Here is a 12495-nt window from a genome sequence, read left to right as displayed (position 1 = left end):
TTTGGAGGGAGCGTAGCGAGAGGCATCAACGCGTCAAGGCGTGGAACGGAATGCTAGCTCCGCAACCCCGGCGCTTCCTGACCCGTACGCGCGACATATTCGGTGTAGCCGCCACCAAACTGGTGGATGCCATCGGGCGTCAGTTCCAGCACGCGGTTCGACAGGACGCTGAGAAAATGCCGGTCATGCGAGACGAACAGCATGGTGCCCTCGAAATCCGACAGCGCCGTGATCAGCATCTCCTTGGTGGCGAGGTCGAGATGGTTGGTCGGCTCGTCCAGCACCAGGAAGTTCGGCGGATCGAACAGCATCTTGGCCATCACGAGCCGCGCCTTCTCGCCACCCGACAACACGCGGCAGCGTTTCTCGACGTCGTCGCCGGAGAAGCCGAAGCAGCCGGCGAGCGCGCGCAACGAGCCCTGCCCTGCGGTCGGAAACGCGTATTCGAGTGATTCAAACACCGTCTGCTCGCCGTCGAGCAAATCCATCGCATGCTGGGCGAAATAGCCCATCTTGACGCTGCCGCCGAGCGCCACGGTGCCTTCGTCCGGCTCGCTCGCGCCCGCGACGAGCTTGAGCAGCGTCGACTTGCCGGCGCCGTTGACGCCCATCACGCACCAGCGCTCGCGGCGGCGGATCATGAAATCCAGCCCGTCATAGATCCGCTTAGCTCCATAGCCCTTGAACACCTTCTTCAGGGCGACGACGTCCTCGCCCGAGCGCGGCGCCGGCGGAAAGTCGAACGCTACTGTCTGGCGGCGGCGCGGCGGCTCGACCCGCTCGATCTTGTCGAGCTTCTTGACCCGGCTCTGCACCTGCGCGGCATGAGAAGCGCGTGCCTTGAAGCGCTCGATGAACTTGATCTCCTTGGCGAGCATCGCCTGCTGGCGCTCGAACTGCGCCTGCTGCTGCTTCTCATTCAGCGCACGCTGCTGCTCGTAGAATTCGTAATTGCCGGTGTAGGTGGTGAGCGAGCCGGAGTCGATTTCGACCACCTTGGAGATCACGCGGTTGATGAACTCGCGGTCATGCGAGGTCATCAACAGCGTGCCTTCGTAGTCATGCAGGAATTTTTCCAGCCAGATCAGGCTTTCCAGATCAAGATGGTTGCTCGGCTCGTCGAGCAGCATGACGTCGGGGCGCATCAAGAGGATGCGCGCCAGCGCCACGCGCATCTTCCAGCCGCCGGAGAGCGCGCCGACATCGCCGTCCATCATCTCCTGGCTGAAGCCAAGGCCTGAAAGCGCCTCGCGGGCCCGGCCGTCCAGCGCATAGCCGTCGAGCTCCTCGAAAGCGTGCTGCACCTCGCCATAGCGCGCGATGATCTCGTCCATCTCGTCGGCACGATCGGGAGCGGCCATCGCGGTCTCGAGCTCGCGCAGTTCGGCTGCCACCGCGCTCACCGGTCCTGCCCCGTCCATGACCTCGGCCACGGCGCTGCGGCCGGCCATCTCGCCGACGTCCTGGTTGAAATAGCCGATGGTGATGCCGCGATCGGTCGAGACCTGCCCTTCGTCGGGCAGCTCCTCGCCGGCGATCATCCGGAACAGTGTGGTTTTGCCGGCGCCGTTCGGGCCAACGAGCCCGATCTTCTCGCCCTTGTTGAGGGCGGCTGAAGCTTCGATGAACAGGATCTGGTGGCCGGCTTGCTTGCTGACGTTGTCGAGGCGGATCATGAGGTCTTTTTTGGGGGAATTTTTGCGTTGCGGCGTAATAGTCCATGCGGGCCGCCAGGGGAAGCCCGGCCGCGCCCGGGTTCGCGCCTCCCTGACAAATCCTTAGCAATTTTGCGCCAAAACCGCGCTTGCGCCCTCCGGAGATTTAACGGGCGCGTGCTGACCTAACGCCTTCTGGAAATCCCCCGGGGAACGCCGATGAAATCTTCCTTTCGACTAGCCATGTCCTTTCGACTTACCATGGCTGCCACGCTGATACTTGGCGGCGGCGCCGCAGCCGCCCAAACCCTGCCCGACTACATGGCGCCGATCTCCGGCACGAGCACGGCCGCGCCCGCCGACGTCGCGACCAAGGACGTGCTCGCGCTCAACACCGGCATGTTCGAGCTCTATGGCGACGCCGCCAAGGTGTTCCAGAAGAACATCCTCGACAAGCACCCGGTGATCCTCGGCCTGTTTTCCGGCGCCGGCGGACGCCTGATCCTCTACCGGCCGGACCAGCCGCCGCTCGATGCGCCGCAGGTCCCGATCGTCTATCAGCTGCTGAAGTCGGTCGGCCACAGCACCATGGCGCTGGCCGAGGTCGTAGGCCCCTATGTCGACAATCCCGACAACAGATCGTGGCGGGGCTCGATGATGGCCTACCGCAGCCGGATGCAATCGGCGCTCGACGCGCTCGATACGGCGCCGATGCAGGCCGACTGGCGCGACAACAACCGCACCATCCTGAAAAACAACCTGGCCTTCATGGACGAGTGCATCGCGAGTGGCGTCATTCCCTTCGCCAGGCTCGAAGCGTTCGGGAAGACGCAGGCGCCGTTCCTCGCCAAGAACGTCGCCTGGGCCGCCCAGACCCAGGTCGCCCACTGGATGGGCGTGCTCGCGGACTGGAAGACGCAGCTCGGCCCGGACTGGGACAAGACCTATGCCGCCAGCAACACCATCTACGTGGCACGGCAGAACAACGTCATTTTCAGCGTGCTCGCACAATTCTTCGGCCCCGACGCCATCAACTCGCGCCTGATGTTGATCGAAACGGTGTCGTTCACCACGACGCCGGCGGACATGCTGGAATCGCTGACGCGGATCATCGCCGATCGCTCGGTCGGCTCGCTGTTCTTCGGCAATTATCACCTGATGGACTACGAGCTCATGGGAGGCGACGCGCGCGCGGCGATCATCGCGGAGACGGCAAAGCGCGGCATGACGCCGTTCCTTCCGCCGCTGGTTCCGTTCGGTTCCAAGCAGTGGCCGGCCCTGATCACGCCGGGTCCGGGCCCAGCCACCATCGCCGACCTCAAATAGCCCGACGAAGACCGCGGCGGCATCACCGCGGCCGTCTTCATGGGTTGGTAACGGCCCGCGCTGTTCTATCGTCGCATGACGAATCATGACAGCTTCAGGCTAGCGTTGGCGCGTAGTCTTCCAGGCATCGGTGCCGTCAGCACGGCGATGCCTTCAAAGCCTTGATGAAGGATCAGACCATGCGGCCTTCGCGACGTGAGTTCGTGAAGTGGTTGTCGGCAGGAGGCATTTCGGTCAGCCTGTCCCACCTCGCTTCGGCGGCAAACGCGCCCTTTGCGGCCCACGAGACGCTTCCCGGACGAAGCAATTTCAATCCCGCAACAAAGGGCGCCGGCCGTGTCGACGGCGTCGCCAAGGTCACCGGCGCAAAGCTCTACGCCTCCGACTTCCGCGCCAATGATCTTCCCGGCTGGCCGCAGACCACCTCGCACGCGATGCTGGTGCGCGCCAATGACGCCACGCATGTCTACACCGGCATGGATCTCGCCCGCCTCGAGGGCGCGCTGAAACCGTCCGTCATCGTCACCGCTGCGGACCTCGATCGCATCGGCACCCAGGTGCCGGATTTTTATGCCGGCGACCTGTTCTGCCCGCTCGGCAAGACGCCGCTCTATCTGGGGCAACCGGTCGCGCTGCTGATCTTCGAAAAGTTCGATGCCTTCGATCAGGCCCGCCTCGTCTTGCGCGACGGCACCTTCGTCCAATTCGGCGAGGAAACCGGACCGGTGATTGCGCCTGATTACGGCGCCTTTCGCTTCACGCGTGTCGCAGGTCCCTCGCCCGAGAAGCCGGACATCTATTCGCCGATCCAGGCCGGCTGGGTCTCGCCCAGGAAGGTGCAGAACGCAGCACTTCCGGTGTGGTCGCCGCTCGCCAAGGAGATGCCGGCCGATTACGCCAAGGCCGCCGGGTATGGCGAGCGGATCCGCGCCGAGCTTGCCGCGGAGGACGCTTCGCTTCTGGTGCTCGATCGCGAGTTCGAGACGCAATCGGTCGACCCGATGTTCCTGGAGCCCGAATGCGGGCTCGGCTGGTACGCCGGCAAGGGCGGCAATCTCGAGCTGGTGCTCGGCGTGCAGTCACCCTACGAGACGGTGGAGTCAATCGCACATCTGCTCGCCAAGGCCCGCTCGCCCTACAAGCCCGCGCATATCAATGCGCAATTCGCCCATGTCGGCGGCGGTTTCGGCGGCCGCGACCACACCCCGTTCATTCTCTATGTCACGCTGGCCGCGATCTGCTTTCCCGGCAAGCCGGTGCGGCTGGCGCACGACCGCTACCAGCAGTTCCAAGCCGGCATCAAGCGCCACCCGATCAAGATGCGCTCGCGCATCGGCATCGACCGCACGACAGGCCTGATCAAGGCTTTCGCCGCCGATCATGTGCTCGACGGCGGTGGGCTCGCCAACTTCTCCGTCAACGTCGCGGTGGTCGCCGCCACCGGCGCAATCGGCATCTACGACATCCCCAAGGTCGACGTCACCACCATCGTGCTGCATTCACGCGGCGTGACCGCGGGCTCGATGCGCGGCTACGGCACGCTGCAAACCATGACCGCGCTCGAAGCACTGATCGACGAGGCGGCGGGCGAGCTCAAGCTCGATCCGATCGAATTCCGTCGCCGCAATGCGCTCAAGCAGAACGGCCGGACCATGACCGGCAATCCCTACATCGTCTCGGTCCGCACGCCGGAAATTCTGGACAAGCTGGAAAAGCACCCGATCTGGCAGCAGCGCGCGCAATTCAAGCAGGCATCAACGGATCGGCTGGTCGGCACCGGCGTTGCCTGCGTGACCAAGGACTACGGCTCCGGCGCGGACTGTTCGCTCGGCCGCGTCGAGCTCGGCCCGGACGGCAAGATCGCGATCTTCTGCGACCATGTCGAGATGGGCAACGGCATCGGCACCGCGCTGGCCAACCGCGTCGCCGGCCATCTCGGCGCCATCGCCGACGAAGTCTCGGTCGCCCGGGTCGACAGCTACGACGTGCTCGGCCTCGTCAGCTCGGGCGATCCCTACACGATGGACCAGAAGACCCAGGACGCCGCGGAGAAAAATCCGCGCTGGGTACCCTCGATCAGCTCGGCGACCTCAGCCTCGATCGGCGCTCACGTCGGCACGCATTCCTCCTCCGAGGCCGGCCGCGTCATCTTCCGTTTCGGCCTGTGGCCCGCCGCTCTGGAGCTGTGGCGCATCCCGAAGACTGACGCGCGCGCGCGGCAATGGGCGGACGCGAGCTGGCAGAACGGCCAGCTCACGATGCCCGGCCTCGAACCGCTGGCTCTCCCCGCTCTCGCGGCGACCGCCCATGCGCGCGGCTTCGTCACCGGCGCGGTCGCGCACAGCTTTTCGCGCTGGGCGTGGTCGCGCGCGCGGTTTCCCCTGTTCGGCGAGCAGTACCGCGCCGACATCGACGCGCTGGCGATCCGCCGCGGCAACGGCAAGTTCGAGCGGATCAACCGCGTCAGCGTCAAGTTTCCGCCGACCGACAACAACCGCATCGGCACCGCCTACACCTCGATGTGCGGCACGGTCGTCCGCGTCGAGATCGAGCGCGCGACCGGAAACCTGCGCATCGCCAAGGCCTACAGCGTGTTCGAATGCGGCACGGCGCTGGTGCCGGAGGTCGTGATGGGCCAATCCCAGGGCGGTTTTGCCATGGGCGTCGGCTACGCGCTGCTGGAGACGCTGCCGCCGTTCGAGGGCGGCCCCGGCAACGGCGAGTGGAATCTCGGCCGCTATCTGGTCGCGCGCGGCTCCGACCTGCCCTTGCGCGATCTCGATATCGAGATGCTGAAGCCGCAGACCGCGGACGAAGCCCCGAAGGGCATGGCGGAGGTCGTGATGATCCCGATCGTGCCGGCGCTCATCAACGGCATCCACGACGCCACCGGCCATCGCTTCCGCGCCCTGCCGGTCACCGCAAGCCTGTTGAAGGGAGTGCTCGCGTGACGACCCTCAGCCTCACCATCAACGGCCAGAAGCACGGCCCGATGGAGGTCCGCGACGATCTCTCGATGAACGATCTCCTGCGCGAAATGCTCGGCATGACCGGGACCAAGTTCGGCTGCGGCGCCGCGCAATGCCTGAGCTGCGCCATCATCGTCGACGCGCCCGATGGCACGAGCTACACCAGCCCGACCTGCATCGCGCCCGCCGTGAACTTTGACGGCAAGTCGATCCGCACCGTCGAGGGCCACGCCAGGGACGGCCAGCTCTCGGCCCTGCAAAAAGCCTTCATCGATCACTTCGCTTTTCAGTGCGGCTATTGCACCGCCGGCTTTCTCAACGAGGGCCAGGTGCTGCTCGAACGACTCGCGCACACGCCGGTCCCGCGCGAGGCGCTGGAGCAGACGATCGCGGACGCCCTCGACGGCCATCTCTGCCGCTGCACCGGCTACATCAAATATCACGAGGCGGTGCGCGACGTGATCTTGGCCGATGCGCACCGTTATCTCGTCGCCACGAAGTGAGCGCGCAGGCCATGATCTCCGACGCGCGCTTCAAGATCATTGCCGTGATTGCGGCGCTGACGAGCAGCCTTTGCGCGGGCTACGCGGCGTCGGACACGAAGAGCCATGGGTTGGCCTCGCCCGAGAGTTTTGCCAGCATCACTGACACCGAGAAGCGCTCGGCGGCGATCTTCACCGAGCTCGGAAGGGTTTTGACGCATCCACGCTGCACCAATTGCCATCCGGCCGGCGACAGTCCGCGCCAGGGTGACAATCCCCACCTCCATCAGCCGCCGGTCGCCCGCGGCGCCGATGGCCACGGCTTGGCGGCGATGCGCTGCAACACCTGCCACCAGAAGGCCAATTTCGAGCCCGGCCGCGTGCCCGGCCATCCCGAATGGCATCTCGCCCCGCGCGAGATGGCCTGGGAGGGCAAGACCGTCGGCGAGATCTGCGAACAGATCAGGGACCCCGCGCGCAATGGCGGGCGCACGGTGGAAGAGCTGATCGACCACATCGGCAAGGACACCCTGGTCGGCTGGGCCTGGCATCCCGGCTTCGGCCGCTTGCCCGCGCCGGGCACGCAAGCGCAGGCCGGCGCGCTGGTCGAGGCCTGGGTGAAGACGGGGGCGGCGTGCCCTGCACCGTGATGAGGCGCCAGGGGGAGTACTCATAACCTTCGGCTTCCAGGCGAAAAACGAAAGTCACCCCGCTTGGTCGTCATCGACGACTTATGACCCATCAGCAGAAGTGGGACTTGTCGCGCATTCGACTAGCTTGCCGGTCGCGGCTCCGGGAATTTCCATTTTCCGCTTAGGATTTCGGCGCGAGGGCGATAGAGCCTTACCGTATAGTTCCATCCCTTAGTGATTGGCAGGCAGTTAGACACTTTGCCGTCGCATCCACCGAACTGGATCGCAATGGAGCCATCACTACCCTTTTGGGCCGTGAGGTTATTGAGCGCGTACGCATTGTACGTGTTTTTCTCGAAGTAGCCGTCCGCGTTGTAGACGCTGACAGACCAAAAGGCATCGACAGGTACGTCCTTTACCCGGAGCGTGTAAACTGTGGTCCCGTCGTTCTTGGTGGGCGTGATGTTGAGATACGTCGCGTCCTTGTCCGGATTGCCACCCCATGCCGCAGCCGTCGCAACCAGGTGTCGTACCGGATCAACCTGCTCCTTCGTTCCGAAAGCCCTCTTGAAGTCAGGTATCGTCGAACTGAGCACCAGAAGCGCGTCGCGAACTTTCTTCTGGTTTGCGGCATCCCACTTCGGGGTCTCGAACCTGCCGATACTCTTCTGGTTTACCTGGATCGCGTCCTGCAGCGCGTGAACCTGTTCAACATCCTTCGGATCAGCGGGGTTTACCAAGGTGCGAATGGCGAACACGACATAGCGTGTGCCAATTTTTTCCTTGGTGAGAATATGAGAGCCTCCTCCGTAGAACACGGACGGCGCATAATGATCTTCATTGATGACCAGCAAGGACATGAAGCGCTTGCCCGCATCGGGAAGCGTAATGCTCACGGGACCGGCGTCGAGATCAAAAACCCCTGACGAATACAAGGTATCGCGATTGAGGCGAATGACAGTTTGGTTGTCTATCGAGGCGGGTTCGCGGCGGTGAATGAGCTTCCCGAAGCCACCATCCTTGACGATATTGCCCATGTATAGGTCAGTTTCAGCGCGGATGAAGTTATCGACGGTGACCGGCATCTCGCCCACGGGCGACTGCTCGACAGATTGTGCACGACCCACACCGACGGCTAACGACAAGACCACAGCGGAGAAAACGGATTTGACTTTCATTTCGCATCGTACCTTTTATTCTTCTCAAGGTGGCAGCATCACAACTATACTCGATAATGGTAACCTAGCTATCCGAACTTTATCAACCATGAGGATGCGACATGCGTAAGTTACTGATGGGTGCCCTTACGCTGCTAACTGCCGCGACCCAGATGCCGGCTTACGCACAAAGCCAGTCAGCTCCGAAGTATTCTGCCAAAGTCCCAAACTACATTCAGACGCCCGATAAGGTTGAGACCCGGATGGGAACGCTGAAATTCTTTGACGGACTCCCCGATCAGGAAACGGTACAGAAGGTTTACGACAACATCGACTTCGCCCGTGGCACCGAAGCATTCATGGCCGGAATGCCAGCCGCCTCGGTCTACGCGATGTGCGAGGGGGTCGACCAAGTTGGCGCGAAGCGAAATCAGGGAATGGCCATCACCCAAGAGTTGATGGATGCTCGCTCACTGTTTCTTACGGCCAACTCCACAACGATCTATGTGTTCTTCTGCATCGATCTGACAGACGGGCCAGTGATCGCAGAAGTCCCGCCGGGCGTGCTGGGGCCGGTCGACGACGCTTACTTTCGCTATGTGACAGACGTTGGACTGATAGGTCCCGACAAAGGCAAAGGTGGCAAATATCTTTTCGTGCCGCCTGGATATTCCGGCAGCCTTCCAACGGACGGCTACTTTGTCACCAAAACTCCGACCTACAGCAACCTCATTCTTTATCGCGCTTTCGTTAAAGACGGCGACATCGCGGCTGCGGTGAACAATGTGAGGAGCAACGCGCGTGTTTATCCTCTCTCGGCGGCGGAAAGTCCTCCCACAACCACGTTTGTTGACTCCTCCGGAAAGCAGTTCAATACAATCCACGCGAACGACTTTCATTTCTACGAGGAACTGAATGAAGTGATCCAATCCGAACCCGCCGACGCATTTGATCCTGAAACGGTCGGATTGTTCGCTTCGATTGGTATCAAGAAGGGCAAGCCGTTCGCGCCGAACGCACGGATGAAGGCGATCCTTACTGAAGCAGTCGCAGTCGGGAACGCGACGGCGCGAGCTATGGTGTTCGCTCCAAGGGATGAGCGAGCGAAGTTCTATCCTGATCGCCAGTGGAACAACGGCTTCATCGGCAACAGCTATCAGTTCCTGAACAACGGCGAGCGAATGCTCGATGCGCGTACGATGTTTCATTACGCTGCAACAGGCATAACGCCCGCGATGGCCGACGCGAAACCCGGCACCGGGTCGGCCTATGCTTTCGCCGTGCGCGATGCGACAGGGACCTATCTCGACGGCAGCAAGACATACAAGATTACACTTCCGGCCCCGATCCCGGCTGGTCAGTTCTGGTCGTTCACGGTCTATGACAACCAGACGCGCTCGATGCTGGAAACGGATCAGAAGTTGGCGGGCCTTGACAGCAACCAGTCCGGTATCGAGAAAAATGCCGACGGGTCTGTGACAGTATGGTTCGCACCCAAGGCACCTGCCGGACACGAAGCCAATTGGGTCCAGACCACGCCGGGGAAGGGTTGGAACTCGCTGCTACGTCTCTACGCGCCACTCCAGCCTTGGTTCGACAAAACTTGGAAACCAGGTGATTTCGAACTCCAATGAAGCCATCAGCGTGTACCGCCGGTCCAGTGTGCCAAGACACCTGCGTAGGTCATGACTCCTGTTGAGCTGTTGACTGAACGCACACAGTCGTGGGTATCGTGCTGCCGAAGACAATTTCGCTTTCGGCCCCAAACCGGACAAGGCGGTCCCTTGGCGTGGTCTATCCGCGAACGGGATTGCCCCTCGCGCGATGGTCACGCCTGTTGATCTTTGGTTTCCCACTGACGGTTCGGTAGAGTGTGCCCATTGCAGCCGCATTCGTTTCACTGAACGGCCACATGAAAATCAGACGCTAACCAAATTTGGCGCATAGGAGTTTTGGTAGTTTGTCCAAGCTGGAAAGGCTGGAAAGGAACGACCATGCGCATTTTTACGGCATCCATCATTATTGCAGCACTCTCCCTTGGGACGCCGGCTTTCGTGCAGGCACAAGGGACATCCCCGCGGCCCAACGCAGAGGAACCGCCTGCTCAGTCCAGCGCGGTCATAAAGAGCATACAGGTCGTCGACATTAAGCAGTTGCAACCGGCGGTGCGCGCTAAGGTCGATGAAATCGTCGCGCAGACAAGCGAGGATGATATACAGTCACTTCGGAAGTCCATTGACGCGACACCGGCGGCGGCATCCGCGCTTAAGGCCAAGGGCCTGAGTTCGGCACAAGTCGTTGCTATCAACATTGCCGACGGTGTCCTGACGTTGTTCACCAAGACAGCTTAAACTAGCTTGGAGAACCGCATGCACTTTCGAAGGTTGGCCGTAATCGCTGTAGTCATGCTGGCGGTTGCTATCCTCACATGGGGACCGCGGAGCACTGAGCATGTTGCGCCTAATCCCGGACCGAGCGGAACACCGGGATCGACGGAATTAAACCGGACCCCACCGCCAGCCGCCGGTCCGTCGGACGAAACCACGGGAGCGGCGCGCTGAACGCCCCTGAATGCGCACGCTCAAGACAGCTGATATGTGCCTTGTCCGGGTCGCCCTCCACCGGCACCTTCTTTGCGCCAAGGCATTCAGCCGCCTGAACAGAATCTTCAGAGTGCGGGCCTTCAGGTGGTTGCGGGTTGGCCCGCATAAGTCCGAACGCGACCCTGCGTGGTCATTCGCAGCCTCCCGATAGGTGGACCACGTGGCCCAGTGCGATCAACCGGTCGCTGTGTGCGGTGGGGATAAGGGGCGCTGGGCCATTCACGGGCACGTTGCTGACCAAAAGCAGCGATGCGAACTCTTCAGGGGTTAGTAGTTCTGTTTCTGATGCCATAACCCAAGAATGGATCGCTTCGGCAATCCTGAATGTTCAATTTTTCTCAGACCTGGAAACAATGGCCGCCCTCAGTTGGAGGCCTCTCCATTCGCTGATGTTGGCCCCAAGGCCGACATGCAGACGTATTGGCTTCAACGTCGCCTCGTAACAGCCAAGCCTGCGCGACGAATCTACGAGTAGACGCCCTAAGCCCTTCGCATCAGCTTGAGCGAGGCTGCAAGCCGCAAGCTGCGCTGGCCGGCGAGCGCGATGCCTTCGAGCTCGCCGCTGTCTTCCGTGCAACTCCCGGAAAAGCCGATCCCGACCTCATAGCCGCCGAAGACGGGATTTTCACCTTTCGCCGGCGTGTGCTCCTGGTTGAGCATCTCGCCCTTCCAGCGGCCGTCCGCCAACGAATATGAGCCGAGATAGTAGAAAAACGCATCGCCGCCGAGGATGCGGCCGTCGATCAGCAGCATCACGCCGGAGAGCCCGGCATCGACTCCATCGAGCGCGCGCAGATGGATCGCATAGAGCCCGTTGGCGATTCTACCCGGCCCGATCGTGCCACGCGGCGCGAGCGCCTCGTCGTCGAGCGGCGCGAGGTTTGCCCGGAACACGCCGTCGGGCATCGCGTCCGCCTTACCTTCGAGCAGGATCGTCGATCCCTCCATCCTGCCGCGCACCTTGATCGCCGCGACGTCAGCACCTTCAACGATACTTATTCGGTCTAAAAACCTTCCGATCAAATCATCTGCCGGCGGTGTGGCGTCTATGTTGCGATGACTTTAAGCGACGGAGGCCCGGTGTGGAGCGTCGTCAACATCGATACGCCTGATGACCGCGCACTTATTCACCCGCCCGCCGGAGGCGCGCGACTACACATGCGATGATGCGAACTTCTGTTTCAGATCACTGGCGCGGGACATCACAGGGTGCTCGGTCAAAGCGGACGCGCGCGGCATGGATATCGGAATAACGACGGTCGGCCCAATCGATGAGGCTCGCCATCGGGTCCAGCAAGGATTGGCCTAGCGGGGAAAGGCAATATTCAACGCTCGGCGGCTTGGTCGGAAAGACATGGCGGGTGATCAGTCCGTCGCGCTCCAAGTCGCGCAGCGTCTGGGTGAGCATGCGCTTCGAGATGTCGCGGATGGCTCGGTGAAGCTCGCTGAAGCGCCGCGGTCGCGTCGCGAGGGTCATGATCATGAGTATGCTCCATTTGTCGCCGATGCAGTCGAGCACGTCGCGGACCGGGCAATGTACGGGTTCTACTGACTGGGCGTCGTCCGATTGATATCGGCTGAATCGCTCGATCGCGCTCGATGCGTCGCTCATACGGGCTCCCTTTTGCTCTCCTGGTTACAAAAAACTGCCTCCTTACGGTGCAGCTCTAA

General features: G+C 62.0%; 9 protein-coding genes and 1 pseudogene. 6 read left to right on the top strand and 4 right to left on the bottom strand.

All coding sequences use genetic code 11. From position 1 onward, the window contains the following. Nucleotides 1-53 precede the first annotated feature (53 nt). Nucleotides 54-1676 carry an ABC-F family ATP-binding cassette domain-containing protein gene (locus ABIB73_RS29425; RefSeq protein ID WP_354229738.1) on the bottom strand — a complete coding sequence of 541 codons (1623 nt, stop codon included), beginning with the start codon at nucleotides 1674-1676 and terminating at the stop codon, nucleotides 54-56. Nucleotides 1677-1898: 222 nt separating this feature from the next. On the opposite strand from ABIB73_RS29425, the gene ABIB73_RS29420 reads away from it, so the two are divergent. The 4 genes from ABIB73_RS29420 to ABIB73_RS29405 all read left to right on the top strand — a co-directional run bounded on the left by ABIB73_RS29420 (nucleotide 1899) and on the right by ABIB73_RS29405 (nucleotide 7082). Further along, the gene (locus ABIB73_RS29420; protein WP_354229736.1) at nucleotides 1899-2981 is read left to right on the top strand and encodes a hypothetical protein; all 1083 of its coding nucleotides are present in this window, start codon (nucleotides 1899-1901) and stop codon (nucleotides 2979-2981) included. Nucleotides 2982-3160: 179 nt separating this feature from the next. Then, nucleotides 3161-5932, top strand: a complete 2772-nt coding sequence (locus ABIB73_RS29415; protein ID WP_354229734.1) for a xanthine dehydrogenase family protein molybdopterin-binding subunit — start codon at nucleotides 3161-3163, stop codon at nucleotides 5930-5932. Next, on the top strand, nucleotides 5929-6453 hold the full coding sequence (locus ABIB73_RS29410) for a (2Fe-2S)-binding protein (RefSeq protein WP_354229732.1): 525 nt from the start codon (nucleotides 5929-5931) through the stop codon (nucleotides 6451-6453). Before ABIB73_RS29415 ends, ABIB73_RS29410 begins: the two co-directional genes overlap by 4 nt. A gap of 11 nt (nucleotides 6454-6464) precedes the next feature. Next, nucleotides 6465-7082: an Isoquinoline 1-oxidoreductase subunit gene (locus tag ABIB73_RS29405; protein WP_354229730.1), complete on the top strand. Its 618-nt coding sequence runs from the start codon at nucleotides 6465-6467 to the stop codon at nucleotides 7080-7082. A 122-nt stretch (nucleotides 7083-7204) separates the two neighbouring features. On the opposite strand, the gene ABIB73_RS29400 is transcribed toward ABIB73_RS29405, so the two are convergent. Continuing rightward, nucleotides 7205-8242 carry a DUF1254 domain-containing protein gene (locus ABIB73_RS29400; protein ID WP_354229729.1) on the bottom strand — a complete coding sequence of 346 codons (1038 nt, stop codon included), beginning with the start codon at nucleotides 8240-8242 and terminating at the stop codon, nucleotides 7205-7207. A gap of 101 nt (nucleotides 8243-8343) precedes the next feature. Between ABIB73_RS29400 and ABIB73_RS29395 the strand changes: the two genes are divergently transcribed. Next, a complete protein-coding gene (locus ABIB73_RS29395; RefSeq protein ID WP_354229727.1) occupies nucleotides 8344-9855 on the top strand; it encodes a DUF1254 domain-containing protein in 1512 nt (503 codons plus the stop codon). 360 nt (nucleotides 9856-10215) lie between these two features. Next, entirely contained in the window at nucleotides 10216-10572 is a 357-nt protein-coding gene (locus ABIB73_RS29390; protein ID WP_354229725.1) for a hypothetical protein, read from the top strand. A 732-nt stretch (nucleotides 10573-11304) separates the two neighbouring features. Here ABIB73_RS29390 and ABIB73_RS29385 read toward each other — a convergent pair. Together ABIB73_RS29385 and ABIB73_RS29380 are read right to left on the bottom strand one after the other, a co-directional pair. Then, a pseudogene (locus ABIB73_RS29385) lies at nucleotides 11305-11808 on the bottom strand (GrlR family regulatory protein); the annotation flags it as partial. Nucleotides 11809-12010: 202 nt separating this feature from the next. Continuing rightward, nucleotides 12011-12436, bottom strand: coding sequence for a winged helix-turn-helix transcriptional regulator (locus tag ABIB73_RS29380; RefSeq protein WP_354229723.1), 426 nt, complete (start codon nucleotides 12434-12436; stop codon nucleotides 12011-12013). Nucleotides 12437-12495 lie beyond the last annotated feature (59 nt).

Source organism: Bradyrhizobium sp. F1.4.3 (genome assembly GCF_040548375.1).
GTDB lineage: Bacteria > Pseudomonadota > Alphaproteobacteria > Rhizobiales > Xanthobacteraceae > Bradyrhizobium.
This window is presented reverse-complemented; position numbering and strand designations above follow the sequence as displayed.

Excerpts from the sequence above, each read along its gene's own strand:
- ABIB73_RS29425 (WP_354229738.1), bottom strand. The coding sequence starts at position 1,676 with ATGATCCGCCTCGACAACGTCAGCAAGCAAGCCGGCCACCAGATCCTG.
- ABIB73_RS29380 (WP_354229723.1), bottom strand. The coding sequence starts at position 12,436 with ATGAGCGACGCATCGAGCGCGATCGAGCGATTCAGCCGATATCAATCG.
- ABIB73_RS29390 (WP_354229725.1), top strand. The coding sequence starts at position 10,216 with ATGCGCATTTTTACGGCATCCATCATTATTGCAGCACTCTCCCTTGGG.
- ABIB73_RS29420 (WP_354229736.1), top strand. The coding sequence starts at position 1,899 with ATGTCCTTTCGACTTACCATGGCTGCCACGCTGATACTTGGCGGCGGC.
- ABIB73_RS29400 (WP_354229729.1), bottom strand. The coding sequence starts at position 8,242 with ATGAAAGTCAAATCCGTTTTCTCCGCTGTGGTCTTGTCGTTAGCCGTC.
- ABIB73_RS29405 (WP_354229730.1), top strand. The coding sequence starts at position 6,465 with ATGATCTCCGACGCGCGCTTCAAGATCATTGCCGTGATTGCGGCGCTG.
- ABIB73_RS29395 (WP_354229727.1), top strand. The coding sequence starts at position 8,344 with ATGCGTAAGTTACTGATGGGTGCCCTTACGCTGCTAACTGCCGCGACC.
- ABIB73_RS29415 (WP_354229734.1), top strand. The coding sequence starts at position 3,161 with ATGCGGCCTTCGCGACGTGAGTTCGTGAAGTGGTTGTCGGCAGGAGGC.